Below are 16,313 nucleotides of genomic sequence, written 5' to 3'. Positions count from 1 at the left end.
GCGGCAAGGGCGCCGCTCAGGCGGGCAGCGCCACGCCCTCGCCGTCGGCGACGGCCAGGCCGTCGGCGAGCAGCCCCGCGAGGCAGCGCTCGCGTTGCTCGGCCCCGGCGGCGAGGCGACGCAGCGCGCGCAGGGTCGGCACGGCGTCGGGCTCAAGACCCGCGTCCTGCGGAGCCGAGCCGGCCTCGGCCGGGTCCCCGGGCGTGCGCAGCGCGGCGGCGGGGACCGCTCCGTCGGCGGCGCGCAGCACGGCCATCATGGCGCCGCGCACCTGGCGATCCGTTCCCTCCCAGGCCTGGCCCTTGGGCGTGTAGTGCGGGGCCGGGCGCCCGGCGGCGATCCACGCGCAGCTGGCCTGCACGGGGCACTCGTCGCAGCGCGGGGAGCGGGCCGTGCAGATCAGCGCGCCGAGCTCCATGGAGGCGGCGTTCCAGGCGTTCGCCTCGGCGATGCCCTCCGGGGTGGAGGTGTCCGGCATGAGCTCGTGGGCCAGCCGGGCCTCGGCGCGCGTGTAGGACGGCTCGGGGAGGGCGTTGCCCGTCCAGGCCCGCGCCTCGACGCGGCGAACGTTGGTGTCCACCACGGCGGCGGGGACCCCGAAGGCAAAGCTCGCCACGGCGGCCGCCGTGTACTCTCCGACGCCGGGCAGGGCCAGGAGCTCCTCGAGATCGGCGGGCACCTCGCCGCCGTGCACCTCCACGAGCTCGCGCGCGCACGCGTGCAGGCGCAGGGCGCGGCGCGGATAGCCGAGCTTTTCCCACGCGCGGACGGCCTCGCCGGCCGGCTCGGCGGCCAGATCCTCCGGCGTGGGCCAGCGTTCCATCCAGCTCTCCCACACGGGCAACACGCGCACCACGGGGGTCTGCTGCAGCATGACCTCGGAGACGAGTACGCCCCACGGGCTGCACTCCGGCCGCCGCCACGGCAGGTCCCGGCCGTTCTCCTGGAACCAAGAGATGATGCTGCGGCGCAGGGCGCTGGCCTGAGGTGACACGGTGCTCCAACGGGTCGACGAGGGGATGCCTCGATCCTAGGCGGCTCGCGTGGCCGCGAGCGCCCGAATTCCCCGGCGCGCCGGGCCGGGGGCCGCTCCGAACCACCTATCATGGGCCACATGACCTCCGCCCCCGGTCCGCAGCGCCCGTCCGCTGCCGTGTACCGCCGCCGCCGCATCGTGGTGGGCGTGGCCGCGCTCGTGATTCTTGGTCTCATCGTCTGGGGCGCCGTGGCCGGCATCGGCGCGCTCGCTTCCGCGATCGGTGGTAATCCCGAGGCCAGCCAGAGCCAGAGCACCCAGGCCCCGCAGGGCTCTGCCACCCCCTCGGACGAGGCCAGCTCGCCCAGCGGCACGCCGGCCGGCGCGAACCCGGATGGTTCCTGCCCCGCGGCGGCCGTGCAGATCAAGGCCTCCACGGACAAGGCGAGCTACACGGCCAAGGAGAAGCCGGTCCTGCAGCTGGAGCTGGTCAATACCCTGAAGGTCGCGTGCAAGGCCAACGTGGGTCCCTCCGTGCAGGAGTTCATCGTGACCTCCGGCTCGGACCGCATCTTCTCCACGAAGGACTGCCAGAAGGACGCGCAGGACTACGAGATCCAGCTGGAGCCCGGCAAGACCGAGCAGGCCAACTTCACGTGGCAGCGCAACCGCACCCAGCCCGGCTGCACGCCCGTCGCAGCCGAGCCGCGGCCCGGCACCTACACGCTGCAGGTCAAGCTGGGGAAGACCACCTCAGAGAAGGTGCAGTTCCGGCTCAACTGAGCCGTTCGAGGTCGGAGCGGGTCATCCGGCGTCCCGCAGCCTTTCGCGGGCGTTGGCTCTCCCGTAGTCTCGGAGTAACCCGCACGCCCGTGCGGGGAACCGAGGCGGCACGGCCGCGACAAGGACCCCTCCCATGCAGTCTTCGTCCCGGTCCTGGATCGTCATCGGCGTCGCCGTCCTGCTCGGGGCCGGGTTGGCGTGGGCCGGAAGCACCGGTTCGGCCGCGCTCGGCCCGTTGTCCCTCTTCGCGATGGCCGTGGCCGCCGCCTATCTCCTCCAGTGGCTGGCCTTTGTGCCGTCGTGGTTGGCCAAGACCGAGCGCTTCTACGACCTCACGGGCGGCATCAGCTATCTGGCGATCACGGTCTTCCTGCTGCTCGCGAACCCCGGCCGCGGCGCCGCCGCGTGGATCGTCGGCGCCATGGTCGTCCTGTGGTCGGCCCGGTTGGCGCTCTTCCTCTTCACCCGTGTGCTGCGCTCCGGCGGCGACGGCCGCTTCGACGAGATCAAGCAGCAGCCGGTGCGGCTCCTGCAGACCTGGACACTGCAGGGCCTGTGGATCACCGCCACGGCCGGCACGGCGTGGGCCGTGCTCAGCGATCCCTCGGGCCGCGGGATCGACGCGTGGCTCGTGATCGGCGCCCTGATCTGGGTGGTTGGTCTCGGAGTCGAGGCCGCGGCCGACGCCCAAAAGCGGGCCTTCGCGGCGCGCAAGGAGAACCGAGGCCGCTTCATCACCACGGGGCTGTGGGCGAGCTCGCGCCACCCCAACTACCTCGGTGAGATCGTGCTGTGGATCGGCGTGGCCGTGGCCGCCGTGCCGAGCCTGCACGGCGCCGCCTGGGTCCTGCTCGTGTCTCCGCTCTTCGTGACGCTGCTGATCACCAAGGTCAGCGGCGTGCCGCTCCTGGAGAAGCGCGCCGAAGCCCGGTGGGGCGGCGACCCCGCCTACCGCGCGTACGTCCAGTCCACCCCGATCCTGCTCCCGTGGGTGGGGCGCAAGGGCCCCTGGGCGGCAAGCAAGGAGGCCACGGCGTGAGCGAGCAGACCGAGCTGAGCAGCCCACCCGCCGCCCTCGACGAGGCGCTGCGCACCACGGCGCGCATGTTCGAGGCCCGCCGGGTGGCGGCCCCGGATCACGTGGCCTTCCGCGTCATCGAGGAGGGGCCCGACGGCGCTCCCTCCTCCCTGCGCGATGTCACCACCGAGGAGTTTGCAGCCCAGGCGGAGAACGCCGCCTGCCTGCTCGCCGAACGCGGCGTGCAGCCCGGGGACCGCGTCCTCATCATGGGCCGTACGAGCTTCGCCTGGGCCGTGGCCGACTTCGCATGCTGGTACGCCGGCGCCGTGGTGGTGCCGCTGTATCCAGGCTCCCCCGCCACCCGGCTGCGCGAGGCCATCGAGGTCGTGGGCGCGGCCGCCGTGCTCACCGAGGCCGGCGACCCGGCGTTGACGGACGGCGTTCCCGCCGGGATGCCGCGAGTCGATCTCGCCGAACTCGCAGCGGCGCCCGCCGCGACCGAGCGGCAGCGTTCGGCGCTGCGCGAGCGCTGGGAGGCCGTCTCCCCGGCCGACGCCGCCACGGTGGTCATGACCTCCGGCACCACGGGCGAACCCCGCCCCGTGCTCATCACCCACGCCAACCTGACGGGCGTTGCCCAGAGCATAGGCCAGGAGTACGCGCGCTTCCTTCACGAGGGGGCAAGCACCGTCATCCTGCTGCCGCTCGCGCACATCCTGGCCCGCGGGCTGCAGCTCGTGTGCGTGCACGCAGGCATGGCCATCACGCACCTCGACGACCCCTCCCGCGTGCTCCCGGTGCTCAAGCTGGCCAAGCCGACGTTCCTCGTGGTGGTCCCGCGCGTCCTGGACAAGGTGCGGGAACGGATGCGAACGCTCGCCGCGCGCGCCAAGCTCGGCGCCGTCATGCGCTCGGCCGAGCGCCTGGCGGTCTCCCGCGCCCGGCGGGAGCAGGCGGCGAGCGGGGCTGGAAGCCGCCCCGCGTCGTCGGGCAGCGTCCTCGCCACAGCGGGAACGGCGCTCGCCGACCGGACCATCTACGCCCTCATGCGCCGGCTCTTCGGCGGGCGCGTGCAGGTGCTGCTGTCCGGGGCGGCCGCCCTGCCGGCGGAGCTGGGGCTGTTCTTCCAGGGCGCGGGCCTTCCCGTCATCCAGGGCTACGGGCTCACCGAGACCACGGCGCCCGCCGCCGGGCAGCGCTGGGGTGCGCTGCGCGCCGGCGCGGTGGGGCCGCCCGTCCCCGGCACCACCATCCGGATCGCCGCAGACGGCGAGGTCCTCGTCAAGGGACCTGGCGTGTGCGCCGGCTACGGAGTGGACCCGAAGCACGCGGAGAGCGCCACCGATGCTGAGGGCTTCTTCGCGACGGGGGACCTGGGCCGCCTCGAGGACGGCCAGCTCGTGATCACGGGGCGCAAGAAGGACCTCATCACCACGGCCTACGGAAAGACCGTCTCGCCCGCGCGGTGGCAGGACGGGATGGAGCGGGCCCCGGAGGTGGAGCACGCCATGGCCGTGGGGGAGGGGCGCCCGTTCCTGCTCGGAGTGGTGCTGCTCGGGTCCGCCGGCACGGGTGTCGGCGCACCGCTGGAGCCGCTGGGCGCCGCCCCGACGGATCTGCGCGAGCTCAGCGAAAGGCTGGGCTCCGAGGTTGCCCAGCCAGAGCGCGTGCGCTCGCTCCTCGTGTTGCGCGGCGGCATCGACGAGGACCCGGAGCTGGTGACGCGCACGGGCAAGCTACGGGCCGGGGCGCTGCGAGAGCGCCTGGCGGAGCTGATCGACGCCGAGTACGCGCGGCTGGGCGCCGAGCGCTGAGCCGGCCGCCGACTCAGGGTCAGCGGTAACGCTCCAGCAGGGAGTCCTCGGCGAAGCGACCGAGCCCCTCGCGCACGCTCTTGGCGCGCAGATCGCCGATGCCCTCCACGGCGCGCAGGTCCTCGATGCTCGCCGCCATGAGCTGCTGCAGCCCGCCGAACTGGTCGACGACGCGCTCGGCCACGGCGCGCGGCAGCGAAGAGAGACGGGTCAGGAGCCGGTAGCCGCGCGGCTGCACGTGCTTCTCCAGCGCGTCCGGGCCGCCCGTGAAGCCGAGCAGGCTCGCCACCGTGCCGAGGTCGACGATCTCGGTGCCGGAGAGCAACGGCAGCCCGGCCGCGGCGGCCTCCACGTCGATGGGGCCGTCCGCGAGGCCGGCTTCCTGGGCCGCGGCCGAGTAGTCGCGCAGGACCACTTCGGCGCCCGGGCCAGCGGAGGCCGCGAGCTCCTCGAGCTGCAGGGCGATGAGCCGGCCGTCGGTGCCGAGCTCCAGGACGTACTGCGAGATCTCCTCGCTGATGCGCCGGACCATCTCGAGGCGCTGCAGCACCAGCGCGACGTCGCGCACCGTGGTGGTGTCCTCGATCTCTTGCGTGGAGAGCGCCGCCGTGACCTGGTCCAGACGGGAGCGGTAGCGCTCCAGCGTGGCGAGGGCCTGCATGGCGCGAGCCAGGATGGACTCCGAGCCCTCGAGCTGGTGGCGGATGCCGCCCACGTAGATCGCGATGATCTGCATGGATGCGGAGACGGTGATGACGGGGTGACCGGTCTGCACCGCGACGCGCTCGGCGGTGCGGTGGCGCGTGCCGGATTCCGAGGTGGGGATGGAGGCATCGGGGACGAGCTGCACGCCCGCCTTGTGGATGACGCTCACGTCCTTGTCCAGCGTGATGGCACCGTCCATCTTGGCCAGCTCACGCAGGCGCGTGGGGGAGAACTCGATGCCGATGTCGAAGCCGCCCGTGCACAGGGACTCGACGAGGCGGTCCTGGCCCAGGACGATGAGCGCGCCGGTGCGGCCGCGCAGGATGCGCTCGAGGCCGTCACGCAGGTCCGTGCCGGGGGCCACCCTGGCGAGCGTTTGGCGCAGCGTCTCCTCAGGAGTGCGTGCCATGGTCTGCCTTCTTCCCCCGGGCTGTCCCCGCATCGGTGGTATCCCGCCCAATCCTACGTGCGGGAGCGGGCGCGCCAGCTAGTCGTTGCGCGGGGTGCGGAAGGGCAGCGGCTCGGGGGAGCCTTTCTCGCGCCACGGTGCGCCGCCCGGGGCGCGCTCGCCCGCGCCGGCCGGGTGCTGCTGGGGGCGGGGCGCGCCGTAGCGGCGCCCTCCGTCAGGCGCGTCCGGCGGGAACACCGCCTCGAGGGCCTCCAGGAGCGTGGAGACCTCCTTGACGCGGAAGCCGTTCGGCACCTTGCCGGGGCCCTGCGGGGAGGCGGGGACCACGGCGCCGCGGAAGCCGAGGCGCTCGGCCTCCGTGATGCGCCGGTTGATGTCGTGGACGCGGCGCACCTCGCCGGCCAGCCCCACCTCGCCGAACGCGACGATGCCGGTGGAGATGGGGCGGTTCAGCTGAGCGCTCGCGATGGCCAGCGCCGCCGCGAGGTCAACGGCGGGCTCGCTCAGCTTCACGCCGCCCACGGTGGCGACGTAGGTGTCCTGGCGCGAGAGGTTCAGGCCCGCGCGCGAGGAGAGGACGGCGAGCACCATGGCGGTGCGCGAGGCGTCCAGGCCCGAGGTGGCGCGGCGGGGCTGCCCGCCCGCCGCCTCGTCCAGGAGCGCCTGCACCTCGGCGACGAGGGGGCGGCGGCCCTCCACCGTCACCGTGACGCACGTGCCGGGGACGGGGTCCTTGGTGCGCGTGACAAACAGCCCGGAGGGGTCGGCGAGGCCCTCGATCCCGTCCTCCGTGAGGTCGAAGCAGCCCACCTCGTCCGTGGGCCCGTAGCGGTTCTTGATGGCGCGCAGCAGGCGCAGGCGCGAGTGGCGGTCGCCGTCGAACTGGCAGACCACGTCGACGAGGTGCTCGAGGAGCCGAGGCCCGGCCACGGAACCGTCCTTGGTCACGTGCCCCACGAGCAGCGTGGCGATGTTGCGCGCCTTGGCGGTGTTGATGAGGGTCGCGGCGACCTCGCGGACCTGCGATACGCCGCCCGCCGTGCCGTCCACCTCGGCGGAGGAGAGGGTCTGCACGGAGTCGACGATGAGCAGGTCGGGCTGGGTCGCGTCCACCTGACCCAGGGCCATGGAGAGGTCGTTTTCGGCGGCGAGGAAAAGCGTGGGTGCGAGCGCGCCGATGCGCTCGGCGCGCAGCTTGACCTGCGCCGCCGATTCCTCGCCCGTGACGTAAAGGACGCGCATCCCCTCGCGTGCCGCGCGGGCCGCGACGTCGAGGAGCAGGGTCGACTTGCCGACGCCCGGCTCGCCGGCCAGCAGCACCACGGCGCCGGGCACGAGGCCGCCGCCGAGCACGCGGTCCAGCTCGCCCACACCCGTGGAGCGGTACGCCGCCTGGGTCGCGTCCACCTCGGTGATGGGCAGGGCGGGGGAGGCCACGGTGGCCGCGGCGGTGGTCCGGGCGGAGGCGACGACGCCCGTCTCCTCGAGCGTGCCCCAGGCCTGGCACTCGCCGCAGCGGCCCACCCATTTGGCCGCGGTCCAGCCGCATTCCGAACAACGGAAGCTGGGTCCCTTGGGCGCGCGCGAGGTCTTGCTAGCCATAGGCCACACAGTACCGGCGGGCCCCGACGACGCGGCGGGCGCCCACGCGCCGTCGTGCAGTGAAAACTGCACGACGGCGCCCGCTCTCCTAGAGCGGGTGGCCCACCGCCCAACGAGTCAGGGCGGCGTACGCCGCCCCGCGCACGGGGGCCGGCGAGAGGAAGACGTCGTGGAGGGCGCCGTCGAGCCGCTCGATCGTGACGGAGCGGCCCAGCCGCGTGGCCCGCTCGGCGATCTCGTCCACCACCAGCACGGAATCGGAGCTGGCCATCTCCGGCGCCCAGCGCGTGGAGAAGGTGGAGCGGGATGAGAGCAGCGTGAGGATCGGCGCGTCGATGCTCAGCCGCGCGGCCACGGTGGCGTGGCCGGCGAGGATCGCGCGCAGCCAGCCCGGGCGCACGGGGAAGCCGCGCTCGGGGCGCCAGGCCTCGTTGTAGTCCCACTCGCCGTCGAAGCGCGAGGACACGGCGCGGGAGTAGAAACCGAAGTCGACATTGGGCAGCGTGGCGCGCGGGTCCACCCTGGCACCGGCCTCCACGAGGGGCGCGAGCGCGTGGCGCCCGGCGCCGGAGGCCTGGAACTCGAGCCACGGGGCGTTCAGGACCAGCGCGTCGGCGCGCCCGGGGTGGCGGTGCGCCCACAGGCTCAGCGTGAGCCCGCCGGTCGAATGTCCCAGGAGGACGAGCCGGCGCCCCGAGTGCGCCGTGCGCATGGCGCGCAGGGCGGCACCGATCTCGTCGTCGTAGCCGGAGAGGTCCTCGATGTAGCCGGGGGTCTGGCCCTCGCGCAGGCTGCGGCCGTACTTGCGCAGGTCCAGGGCAAAGAAGCGCGCGCCGAGCCCGGCGATCCGGCGGGCGAGCTCCGTCTGGAAGAAGTAGTCGGTCCACCCATGCACATAGAGCACGTCGGCGCCCTCCCACGGCGCGTCCGGGCCGGAGGCGCGCTCGCCGAGGTAGCGCACCAGGGTGGCGCTCAACTCGCCCTCCGCGTCCTGGCCGAGGGGAAGTGACAGCGCGGCGAAGTCCGGGCCGAGGAAGTCCTGGGCCCACCCAGCTGGAAGCCGATCGTTCATGCGCTCATTGTGCACCGCGGAGCGGCGCCGCCGCCCCGGGGCAACCTCGCTCGGTGCGCGGAGGGCGGCCGCGTCAGTCCCCGACCGAGCGCAGCGAGGGCAGGTAGGCCACGGCCTCCTCGTGACGCACGCCGGCGGCCTCCAAGAGGTCGACGGCGAGCGGGCGCAGCTGCATGAGCAGGCCCGTGAGCTGGGGGTCGTCCCCACCCAGGCGATCCGGGTCCAGCGCGGCGGCGGAGTTGACGAGCGTGTCCCGCGCCTTGGCGCGGAGCCGGTCCCTGGCGCCCGGCGAGGTCTCGGCGACCGACGCGCCCAGGAGGGCCACGCCGTCGGCCAGCGAATCCAGGAGCTCGGAGAGCGACGCGCGCGCGGCGGGGTCCAGGGCCCCGTAACTCATGAGCGAGGCCGTGCGGCGGCACGTCATGCGGACGTTGCGCACGGCGAGGTCCGCCTGCCGGCTCAGGTCGCGCAGCCCCGCGACCTCGCCGCGGTGGCGGCGGGCCGTGGGGAGCAGACGCGCGAGCTCCTCGGCCTCCGTGAGCTCGCGCGCCGAGAGGTCAACGAGGCCTTGCGTCCCGCGTGCCTCGACGAGCGTGTGCCAGGCGCGCTGAGCATCGTCGGCGGCCACGGAGGTGCCGAGGTCCCGCAAGATCCCGGCCACCGTGCGCAACAGGCGCGAGAGATCCTTGGCAGGGGCCCGGCGTGGATCCCGCGGCCACAGGGCGATGAGGATGAGCGCTACGACGCCGCCAACCACGGCGTCCAGCGAGCGGGTGAACGGGCCGCCCGGCGGCGCCGGGAGCAGCACGACGAGCAGGGCCTGGAGCCCGAACTGCATGGAGAAGACCACGCCGGAATCCAGGAAGCGCGAGATGACGAGCGAGGCAAACACGACCACGGCCGCCTGCCAGAGCCCGTGGCCCAGGCCCATGAGCATGAGGTCGCCCACCGCGATGCCGAGCGTGCATCCAAGCGCCACCTCCAGCGTGCGGCGCACATGGGAGGTGGAGGCGAAGTTCAGCGAGATGAGCGCGCTCGTCGCGGCAAAGAGCGGGCCGGGGTGGCCCAGCACCTCCTCGGCGAACCAATAGGAGAACACCGAGCCCACCGTGGCCAGGACGATCTTCGGGAGCGAGACGCGGACTCGCCGCAGGCCCGCCCTCCAGCGTGAACTGAGCCGGTGTCCGGTGCGAGTCAAGGCCGGGTGCTTCATGGCCTCATCCTCGCACCGGGGCGTTAATCCGCTGTTTCTTGACGGTATCCCGGGGCGACGTGGCGGGTCTCACAGGCGTGTCGGTCGCACAGTTCACCTGGTGTTCACCTTGGGCGGGGACTCGATTCACCCTGCCTGCTTAGCGTCACTGGTGCGGGTCGGGAACGGCGCGCCAGCCCGGGCACTCGAACGTGCGCGGTAGTGACCCGGGGACACTCCCCCCTTGATCGGCTCTGAAAGAGGAACCAGCTCGTGAAGCTCACCCGTATCGGCCAGGCGGCCGCCGTTCTCTCCATCGCTGCCCTTGGCCTGACAGCCTGCGGTGGCTCGAACAACCCCGGCACCTCCAGCTCCGGTGCGGGCACCTCCGGCTCCGGCTCCGGCTCCGCCTCGGGCTCCGCCAGCGCCTCGGATGCCCCCCAGGTCACCGGCACGCTGACCGGCTCCGGCGCCTCCTCGCAGCAGTCCGCCATGGCCGCCTGGGCCGAGGGTGCCGACGGAATCAAGTCCGTGCAGTCCGGCCTCAAGGTCCAGTACTCCCCGGACGGCTCCGGCGCCGGCGTGAAGAAGCTCATCGCCGGCCAGGTGCAGTTCGCCGGCTCCGACGCCGCGCTGGATGCCGACGAGCAGAAGCAGGTCCAGACCTTCTGTGGCCCCGAGGGCGCCATGAACATCCCGGTGTACATCGCCCCGATCGCCGTCAGCTTCAAGCTCTCCGGCGTGGACAAGCTGAACCTGGATGCCTCCACCGTCGCCAAGATCTTCTCCAACAAGATCACCAAGTGGAACGACCCGGCCATCGCCGCCCTCAACGAGGGCGTGACCCTGCCGGACGCCAAGATCACCCCGATCCACCGCGCCGACGAGTCGGGCACCACCGACAACTTCACCGAGTACCTGCACTCCGCTGCGGCCTCCGATTGGTCCTGGGACCCGGCCAAGGCCTGGCCGTCCGACCTCGCCGGCGAGTCCGCCGCGAAGACCTCCGGTGTGGTCGGCCTCGCCGCCCAGACCGAGGGCTCCATCACCTACGCCGACCTGGCCGCCGCCACCAACCTGAGCCACGCCTCCATCAAGGTGGGCGAGGAGTACGTGGTCCCCACCGAGGAGGCCGCCGCCAAGATCGTCGAGGCGTCCAAGCGCGTCGAGTCGACGAACAAGAACGACATGGCCGTCGAGATCGACTACTCGAACGCGCCGGCCGGCAGCTACCCCGTCACGATGGTCAGCTACCAGATCTTCTGCCAGACCTACAAGGACCAGAACACGGTCGACATGGTTAAGGCCTGGGGCACCTTCGTGTCCTCGCAGGCCGGCCAGACCGCCGCGCAGGACGAGGTCGGCTCGGCGCCGCTCGCCGCGTCCATCTCCGACGAGGCCGCCAAGGCCATCGCGACCATCACGGTCGCCAAGTGATCCGAGCCTGAGCACCGGGGAGGGTGCGGCGAGCGCCGCCCGTCCCCGGTCTCGGGCCGGACGCGTTGGATCCCCCTCACCGATCCGTCCCCCCCACTAAGCCTCAGGAGTCCGCGTGACCACCGTTACCGCACCCTCGCCGCTGACCGCGGGCGAGAAGGGTCGTGCCGGAGACAAGTTCTTCTCCGGTCTGACGTTCGCGGCAGGCGCCCTCATCCTGGTTGTCCTGCTGTTCGTGACGCTCTTCCTGGTCGTCAACGCCTACCCGGCCCTCGTGGCCAGCCCGGCCGAACTGACAGGCGAGTCCTTCTTCAGCTACGTCTGGCCGCTCGTGCTCGGCACGCTGCTGGCCGCCGGCCTCGCGCTGCTCTTCGCCACGCCGGTTGCCATCGGCGTCGCCCTCTTCATCTCCCACGTGGCTCCGCGCAAGCTGGCCAAGCCCGTGGGTTACGTGATCGATCTGCTCGCCGCCATCCCCTCCGTCGTCTACGGCGCGTGGGGCATGCTCTTCCTGGCGCCGCTGCTCGTCCCGATCTACGACTGGCTGCACACCTACCTCGGGTGGATCCCGCTCTTCGGTGATCCCTCGGCCACGGGTCGCACCATCCTCACCGCCTCGATCGTGCTGGCCGTCATGGTCCTACCGATCATCACGGCGCTCTCCCGCGAGATCTTCGTCCAGACGCCCAAGCTGCACGAGGAGGCCGCCCTGGCCCTCGGCGCCACGCGCTGGGAAATGATCAAGATGGCGGTGCTTCCCTTCGCCCGCCCCGGCGTGATCTCCGCGATCATGCTCGGCCTGGGCCGCGCACTCGGCGAGACGATGGCCGTGGCCCTCGTCCTCTCCTCCGGTGCCCTGGGCTGGAACCTGCTCTCCGAGGGCAACAACACCATCCCCGCCGAGATCGCGGCGAACTTCCCCGAGGCCTCCGGCCTGCGCTACAACGAACTCATCGCCGCCGGCCTGGCCCTGTTTGTCATCACGCTCGTCGTGAACCTGGCCGCCCGCTGGATCGTGAACCGCCACAAGGAATTCTCGGGGGCCAACTGATGACCACGCAGAAGACACCCCTGGAGGATTCCGTGTCCCAGCCGATCGCCGCCACCGCCTCCGGGGACGCCCCGGCCGGTCCCGAGCGCAGGCACGGACGCTCCCGCCTGACCGCGGGCCAGCTGCCCAAGTGGACGCCGTACGCCGTCGGTGCGGGAGCCCTCGTGCTCTCCGCCGCGATCATGGCGCTCATCGGCTTCAACGTGGCCGGCTGGGTCATCATCGGTGCCATCGCCTACGTGGTGGGCATGTACGTGGTGACCCTCGTCAAGGAGAACCGCCGCAAGGCCACCGACGGCCTGTGGCGCAACCTCATCATCGGCGCCTTCCTCATCGCGCTGGTGCCGCTCATCTCGGTGATGTGGACCGTCATCGCCAACGGCTGGCAGGGCATCACGCAGCCCGGCTTCTTCGCCTCCGACATGCAGGGCATCACGGGCAAGTACGACCGCGCCGCCGAGGCTGGCACCGGCCCGATCCTGGGCGGCATCGCCCACGCGCTCGTGGGAACGCTGCTCATCACGGCGGCCGCCACGATCATCTCGGTCCCGATCGGCCTGCTCGCCTCGATCTACCTCGTCGAATACAGCAACGACAACGTGTTCTCGAAGGTCATCCGCTTCTTCGTCGACGTCATGACGGGCATCCCGTCCATCGTGGCCGGCCTCTTCGCGGCTGGCTTCATGCTCGCGGTGTTCAAGCTCTTCGGGGCGCAGCCCGGCGCGCAGACCATCGGCCTCTCCGCGGCCATCGCGCTCTCGGTGATCATGATCCCGATCGTGGTCCGCTCCACGGAGGAGATGCTCCGCGTGGTCCCGAACGAGCTGCGCGAGGCCTCCGCGGCCCTGGGCGTGCGCAAGTGGCGCACCACCCTCAAGGTGGTCCTGCCCACGGCCATCTCCGGCATCGCCTCGGGCGTCACCCTCGCCATCGCCCGCGTGGTCGGCGAGACCGCCCCGATCCTCGTGACCGCCGGCTTCACGGTGGCCACCAACTGGAACCTGGTCAAGGATTGGATGATGGCCCTCCCGGTCTACATCTACTACCAGCTGACCACGCCCACCGCGCCACAGGCGCCGGAGCCCTCCATGATCCGCGCGTGGGGCGGTGCCCTGGTCCTGATCATCCTGGTGATGCTCCTGAACCTGCTGGCCCGCGCCGTCGCGAAGTGGCTCGCTCCCAAGACCGCCGGTCGCTGATCCCCCTCACTTTTCACGAAAGAAGACACCTCATGGCCAAGCGCATCGACGCCAATGACCTCAACGTTTACTACGGCAAGTTCCTCGCCGTGGAGGGCGTGAACATCAACATCGAGCCCCGCTCTGTGACGGCCTTCATTGGCCCGTCCGGCTGCGGTAAGACGACCTTCCTGCGCACGCTCAACCGCATGCACGAGGTCCTCCCCGGCGCCCACGTGAAGGGCAAGGTCCTCCTGGATGGCGACGACATCTACGGCCCCGGCGTGGACCCGGTGACGGTCCGCAGCCAGGTCGGGATGGTGTTCCAGCGCCCTAACCCGTTCCCCACGATGTCCATCAAGGAGAACGTCCTCGCCGGCTTCAAGCTCAACGGCAAGCGCCTCTCCAAGTCGGATGCGGACTCCATCGTGGAGAAGTCCCTGCGCGGCGCCAACCTCTGGAACGAGGTCAAGGACCGCCTGGACAAGCCCGGTTCCGGCCTCTCCGGCGGCCAGCAGCAGCGCCTGTGCATCGCCCGCACCATCGCGGTGGAGCCCTCCGTGATCCTCATGGACGAGCCTTGCTCCGCGCTCGACCCGATCTCCACGCTGGCCGTGGAGGACCTGATCAACGAGCTCAAGAACGAGTACACGGTCGTCATCGTCACGCACAACATGCAGCAGGCCGCGCGTGTGTCCGACAAGACCGCGTTCTTCAACATCGCCGGCACCGGCAAGCCCGGCAAGCTCATCGAGTACGCCGAGACCTCCACCATCTTCAACAACCCGGTGGAACAGGCGACCGAGGACTACGTCTCCGGCCGCTTCGGGTGATCGGCTGACACACACTTCCCTGTGGCGCGTCCGTGCGGCGCGAGCAGGGCGGGGCCCCGGAGAGCGAGCCGGGGGATTCTGAGGGGGATCAACGGCGGCGAGGCACTAGCCTCGCCGCCGTTTCCGTGCGCTCAGGAGGGCGCCGTGCGCTTCTCGGCGCCCGACGGCGCCCGACGGCGCGTGGCCGGGCTGGGTGACACCTCCCGCGTGCTCTCGTGTCCGCGTACTGACCAGTAGGTCCGCGAACGGCACCCCGGGAAGCACGAAATCGGACCAAGCGCCGAGCAAATGCTCGGGCCCCCCTTGCCTCGCGACACGGTCCGAAAACCCGTGGCAGGCAGTACCGTGACCGGACCGACTGGTCAGTACGCGGACGGGGGAGAGATCAGCGCAGGAGCGGCGAGGCGGCCAGCATGAGCGTGCCCGCGAGGAGCGCGCACGCGAGCGGTGTCGCGAGCCAGAAACCCAGGATCCGCCGGGCCGTGGCCCAGTTGACGGTGCTGTGCCGCTGGTTGATGCCGGCGCCGACGAGGGCGGCCGTCACGGCCTGTGTCGAGGAGATCGGCAGCTTGAGTGCAAAGGCGCCAACGAAGAGCAGCGTCGCGGACACGGCGTTGGCCGCGCCGGCGCGCAGGGGGTCGAGCGTCACGAGCCGCGTGGAGAGCGTGTGGGTGATGCGCCAGCCGCCGCCGAGCACGCCGCCGCCCAGGAGCAGGGCCGCGCACACCTCGAGCCAGATCATCGAGCCGTCTGGCACGGCCAGCCCGGCCGCGGAGACCGTCACCACCGTCATGGCTACGGCGCGCTGGCCGTCCTGCACGCCGTGGGCGAGCGCCACGGCCGCGGCGCCGATGGCCTGCGCTGAGCGCCCGGCCTCGTTGATCTTGCGCGGGGGAGTGTGCCGCAGGCACCAGACGATCGGGATCACCAGCGCGTACGCGAGCACTGGTGCCAGAAGCGAGGTGACGACAAGCGGCAGGAGGACCTGGCGCAAGAGGAGGGCGGCGGCGTCGGCCGGGTGTTCCAAGCCCACCGCCGCGGCGGCGAGCCCGGCGCCGGCGAGGCCGGCGAGCATGGCGTGCGTGGAAGATGACGGCTGCCCCTTCCACCACGTGAACAGGCCCCAGGTGCCCGCGGCGAGCAGGCCGCACAGGACCGTGACGAGCCCGGCCGGGCCGTGCGGGACGGAGGACTGGAAACGATCGGCTAGGGTGGAGCCGAGGCTCGTTGCCAGGAAGGTGCCCGTCGCCGTGAAGAGCGAGACGATGATGATCGCGAGTCGGGGCGTGAGGGCCCGCGTGCGCACGGCGGAGGAGACCGCGTTGGAGGCGTCGAGGAAGCCGTTGAGGAAGGTCACGCCGGCCAGCACGGCCAGCGTGATCACGAGCAGGAGGGATTCCACCGGCTCAGGATTCCTTCACGAGCACGTGCCCCAGGTGGTCGGTGAAGCCGAGGAGGGCGTCCGAGGCGCCCTGGAGGTCGCGCGCGAGCACCTGCTGCGTCACGACCGTGGAGACCTTGGTCTCGCCGGCCTGATCCAGCTGCCAGGCGCGCTGCGTGCGGCGGGCGCGGGAGGAGAGGCGCAGGAGGTCGAGCCAGAGGTCCTCGAGCTCCTCGAGCCGGCCCAGGCCAGCGAGGGCCTTGCGGCTGAGGTCGGCCTGGCGGCCCAGGATCTCCAGGAGCTCGGTGACCCGGTCCCTGCGGCGGTCGGCGGCGTGCGGCAGGCTGGAACCGGCGGAGGCGACGAAGCCGATGGCGCGGGCCAGGTGCTTGGAGAAGGTGTAGAGATCCTCGCGCGGCAGCGGGTTCACAAACGAGGTGCGCAGGTGGGTCAGGAGCGCGTAGTGCAGATCCGTTGACTTCAGTTCGAGGGCCTCGAGCCGCTCGCGCAGGGCGCCGGCGCCGGCCTCCTCGGCGGAGAAGAGCTCGGACGCGGTCGCGAGGGCCTCACGCAACACATCGGCCAGGGAGGTCAGGAGGCTCAGGCTCCGGGTCTCACTGGGGAAAAAACGCAGGCTCACGACGACCTTTCCGACATGCGCGGTGGGGATGCGTGGCCAGTGTACCGATACCGGGTGAACCGGGATTTTGGCGCGTCTTTTCGGGGCTTGAGGAAGCCCGCGGGAGGGAAGTTGAAGCGACGCCGGACCAGGAGCGCCTCTCGGCGGAAGGCCGCTCTAGGCGGCGAAATGTGGAGCCCGGGGCTGCCGCAGCCCGACGTCGCCCCACCAGTGTGCTGC

At 71.8% G+C, this 16,313-nt stretch carries 14 protein-coding genes; 7 read left to right on the top strand and 7 right to left on the bottom strand.

Translation table 11 applies throughout. The features are described from left to right. Window positions 1-16 precede the first annotated feature (16 nt). Window positions 17-994: an HhH-GPD family protein gene (locus tag DWB68_RS03265; RefSeq protein ID WP_233548583.1), complete on the bottom strand. Its 978-nt coding sequence runs from the start codon at window positions 992-994 to the stop codon at window positions 17-19. A gap of 120 nt (window positions 995-1,114) precedes the next feature. Between DWB68_RS03265 and DWB68_RS03260 the strand changes: the two genes are divergently transcribed. The 3 genes from DWB68_RS03260 (at window position 1,115) to DWB68_RS03250 (ending at window position 4,594) form a co-directional block, all read left to right on the top strand. After that, entirely contained in the window at window positions 1,115-1,759 is a 645-nt protein-coding gene (locus tag DWB68_RS03260; protein WP_119423702.1) for a hypothetical protein, read from the top strand. A gap of 133 nt (window positions 1,760-1,892) precedes the next feature. Beyond that, on the top strand, window positions 1,893-2,798 hold the full coding sequence (locus tag DWB68_RS03255; protein ID WP_119423701.1) for a DUF1295 domain-containing protein: 906 nt from the start codon (window positions 1,893-1,895) through the stop codon (window positions 2,796-2,798). Continuing rightward, entirely contained in the window at window positions 2,795-4,594 is a 1,800-nt protein-coding gene (locus tag DWB68_RS03250; RefSeq protein ID WP_119423700.1) for an AMP-dependent synthetase/ligase, read from the top strand. The genes DWB68_RS03255 and DWB68_RS03250 overlap by 4 nt, the downstream gene beginning before the upstream one ends. Before the next feature lie 19 nt (window positions 4,595-4,613). Here DWB68_RS03250 and disA read toward each other — a convergent pair whose 3' ends face one another. From disA to DWB68_RS03230, 4 genes are all read right to left on the bottom strand, one after another. Next, entirely contained in the window at window positions 4,614-5,708 is a 1,095-nt protein-coding gene (gene disA / locus DWB68_RS03245; RefSeq protein ID WP_119423699.1) for a DNA integrity scanning diadenylate cyclase DisA, read from the bottom strand. Window positions 5,709-5,786: 78 nt separating this feature from the next. Then, entirely contained in the window at window positions 5,787-7,310 is a 1,524-nt protein-coding gene (radA, locus tag DWB68_RS03240; protein ID WP_119423698.1) for a DNA repair protein RadA, read from the bottom strand. Window positions 7,311-7,398: 88 nt separating this feature from the next. After that, complete coding sequence (locus DWB68_RS03235) at window positions 7,399-8,382, bottom strand: alpha/beta hydrolase (protein ID WP_119423697.1); 984 nt, start codon at window positions 8,380-8,382, stop codon at window positions 7,399-7,401. 73 nt (window positions 8,383-8,455) lie between these two features. Next, window positions 8,456-9,580 carry an FUSC family protein gene (locus DWB68_RS03230; RefSeq protein WP_158588189.1) on the bottom strand — a complete coding sequence of 375 codons (1,125 nt, stop codon included), beginning with the start codon at window positions 9,578-9,580 and terminating at the stop codon, window positions 8,456-8,458. A 267-nt stretch (window positions 9,581-9,847) separates the two neighbouring features. Here DWB68_RS03230 and DWB68_RS03225 point away from each other — a divergent pair, with 267 nt between their 5' ends. The 4 genes from DWB68_RS03225 to pstB all read left to right on the top strand — a co-directional run bounded on the left by DWB68_RS03225 (window position 9,848) and on the right by pstB (window position 14,073). Next, on the top strand, window positions 9,848-11,011 hold the full coding sequence (locus tag DWB68_RS03225) for a phosphate ABC transporter substrate-binding protein PstS (protein ID WP_119423695.1): 1,164 nt from the start codon (window positions 9,848-9,850) through the stop codon (window positions 11,009-11,011). 115 nt (window positions 11,012-11,126) lie between these two features. Continuing rightward, window positions 11,127-12,062, top strand: coding sequence for a phosphate ABC transporter permease subunit PstC (pstC, locus tag DWB68_RS03220; protein ID WP_119423694.1), 936 nt, complete (start codon window positions 11,127-11,129; stop codon window positions 12,060-12,062). Next, on the top strand, window positions 12,062-13,261 hold the full coding sequence (pstA, locus tag DWB68_RS03215) for a phosphate ABC transporter permease PstA (protein ID WP_119423693.1): 1,200 nt from the start codon (window positions 12,062-12,064) through the stop codon (window positions 13,259-13,261). Before pstC ends, pstA begins: the two co-directional genes overlap by 1 nt. A 32-nt stretch (window positions 13,262-13,293) precedes the next feature. Then, window positions 13,294-14,073 (top strand): phosphate ABC transporter ATP-binding protein PstB, encoded by a 780-nt coding sequence (gene pstB, locus DWB68_RS03210; protein ID WP_119423692.1) that lies wholly within the window; start codon window positions 13,294-13,296, stop codon window positions 14,071-14,073. Between the two features lie 385 nt (window positions 14,074-14,458). Here pstB and DWB68_RS03205 read toward each other — a convergent pair whose 3' ends face one another. Both DWB68_RS03205 and DWB68_RS03200 read right to left on the bottom strand, forming a co-directional pair. Then, window positions 14,459-15,475 (bottom strand): inorganic phosphate transporter, encoded by a 1,017-nt coding sequence (locus DWB68_RS03205; RefSeq protein WP_119423691.1) that lies wholly within the window; start codon window positions 15,473-15,475, stop codon window positions 14,459-14,461. A gap of 4 nt (window positions 15,476-15,479) precedes the next feature. Further along, complete coding sequence (locus tag DWB68_RS03200) at window positions 15,480-16,094, bottom strand: hypothetical protein (protein WP_119423690.1); 615 nt, start codon at window positions 16,092-16,094, stop codon at window positions 15,480-15,482. Window positions 16,095-16,313 lie beyond the last annotated feature (219 nt).

This window comes from Galactobacter valiniphilus (assembly GCF_003575975.1).
In the GTDB taxonomy this organism is placed as follows: Bacteria; Actinomycetota; Actinomycetes; order Actinomycetales; family Micrococcaceae; genus Galactobacter; species Galactobacter valiniphilus.
This window is presented reverse-complemented; position numbering and strand designations above follow the sequence as displayed.

Excerpts from the sequence above, each read along its gene's own strand:
- DWB68_RS03260 (WP_119423702.1), top strand. The coding sequence starts at position 1,115 with ATGACCTCCGCCCCCGGTCCGCAGCGCCCGTCCGCTGCCGTGTACCGC.
- DWB68_RS03255 (WP_119423701.1), top strand. The coding sequence starts at position 1,893 with ATGCAGTCTTCGTCCCGGTCCTGGATCGTCATCGGCGTCGCCGTCCTG.
- disA (WP_119423699.1), bottom strand. The coding sequence starts at position 5,708 with ATGGCACGCACTCCTGAGGAGACGCTGCGCCAAACGCTCGCCAGGGTG.
- radA (WP_119423698.1), bottom strand. The coding sequence starts at position 7,310 with ATGGCTAGCAAGACCTCGCGCGCGCCCAAGGGACCCAGCTTCCGTTGT.
- DWB68_RS03235 (WP_119423697.1), bottom strand. The coding sequence starts at position 8,382 with ATGAACGATCGGCTTCCAGCTGGGTGGGCCCAGGACTTCCTCGGCCCG.
- pstA (WP_119423693.1), top strand. The coding sequence starts at position 12,062 with ATGACCACGCAGAAGACACCCCTGGAGGATTCCGTGTCCCAGCCGATC.
- pstB (WP_119423692.1), top strand. The coding sequence starts at position 13,294 with ATGGCCAAGCGCATCGACGCCAATGACCTCAACGTTTACTACGGCAAG.